This is a genomic window from Microvirga aerilata (genome assembly GCF_016743775.1).
Classification (GTDB): Bacteria; Pseudomonadota; Alphaproteobacteria; order Rhizobiales; family Beijerinckiaceae; genus Microvirga; species Microvirga aerilata.
In genome coordinates this window covers 1-1,266 of record NZ_JAEQMY010000290.1, presented here as the reverse complement: position 1 = coordinate 1,266, position 1,266 = coordinate 1, and the positions used below count along the sequence as shown (strand labels likewise).

Genomic DNA, 1,266 nt, shown 5'->3' with positions numbered 1-1,266 from the left:
CTCTCGTAAAACGGGTCTTCGGCATGGAGATCCTCCTGCTTCATACAGAGCTCTCCACTTTCTCGATGCAAGTCCAGATTAGGCTACCGTCACAAAGGGGCCTCATCATGCTCAGTGGCATCCGGGTCCTGATCGGCGAGGACGAAGTGCTCATTGCCGCAGCACTCTCCCAAGCGTTGGAGGATGCCGAAGGCGAGGTTGTGGGCGTTGCCTGCAGCGTCAGGGAGGCGCGGCAGATGATCAAACAACTCCCCTTCGACGCGGCCGTACTCGATCTTCATCTCACCGATAGCGAGGTCACGCCTGTTCTGGAAGCGCTCCACGCCCGCAAGGCGCCGACGGTGGTCTACAGTGGCAGCGAGTTGCCGGAGAAGGTCAGGGTACGCCACCCTGAGCTGGTGGCGCTTCGGAAGCCTGTCCTGCCAGGACGGATTGTGGCAGAGATCCTTAGAGCGCGCCGGAAGGGTGCTTGATCACGCATGTCCTGCTCTTCGTCGCCGAACAGTCAGTCACGCATGTGGGCTGCCAGTTCGAGCGTCTGTACCAAGAGTTGCTTGGCAGTGTGATTGTCCTGACTAGCCACGGCCACATAGTGCATCACCTGAGTCCGGACGCGGTCGCCGCTGCCATCAACTGCACCTCGCAGCGATCCAGCCCCGTGCCTGCAATACGATCGGCGCGGGCTTCTGGCGAGATCATCCTGGTCGTGGAAGCCGAGCCCGGCCTGCGCACGTATGCCGTTGAGGCCTTGTGATCTCACCTAGGGCGCCCTTAATGGGCGGAACGGAGCCTCAATTTGGTTCTGCTGAGCCAAGCGCCCGCGACATCGAGACCATCGAGGCGCCTCCGGCATTCCGCAAGGCTATTGTTCTCTCTGGCGGAGGCACTCATGAGTGCGAGGTTCCCGAACGCCATAAAGGTTCGCATGCCGTTCTGGCAGTAGGAAGCGTTTGGCCCCATCCCACTCATCTGAACTCGACGATTGCCCAAAGGGGGCTTTCCAAATCAAGCTTGCGAGCTGCTCATCACCCACTGGCGTCGGCAACCCTCAACCCAGCGTCGATGGGAACGGCGCTGCGCCTGAGACGTCTTCGGTGAGCATCTGTTGCCGCTCAAACATCTTTCGATGGAGTTTGCCACCTTGGAAGCCCCTCCACTTGAACGCAAGCTCGTCGCCATACTCGCTGCCGATGTGGCAGGCTACAGCCGCATGATGCACCAGGACGAGGACGCCACCCTCGCAACCCTCACCACGCACCGCACCAT

At 60.7% G+C, this 1,266-nt stretch carries 2 protein-coding genes; both read left to right on the top strand.

Annotated features, from left to right (window positions below; all coding sequences use genetic code 11):
• Nucleotides 1-473, top strand: a 473-nt coding sequence (locus JKG68_RS32410) for a response regulator (RefSeq protein ID WP_210346527.1), incomplete at its 5' end; no start/stop codon positions are given.
• A complete protein-coding gene (locus JKG68_RS32405; protein ID WP_202066542.1) occupies nucleotides 470-754 on the top strand; it encodes a hypothetical protein in 285 nt (94 codons plus the stop codon). The genes JKG68_RS32410 and JKG68_RS32405, both read left to right, overlap by 4 nt.
• The last annotated feature ends 512 nt before the right edge of the window (nucleotides 755-1,266 follow it).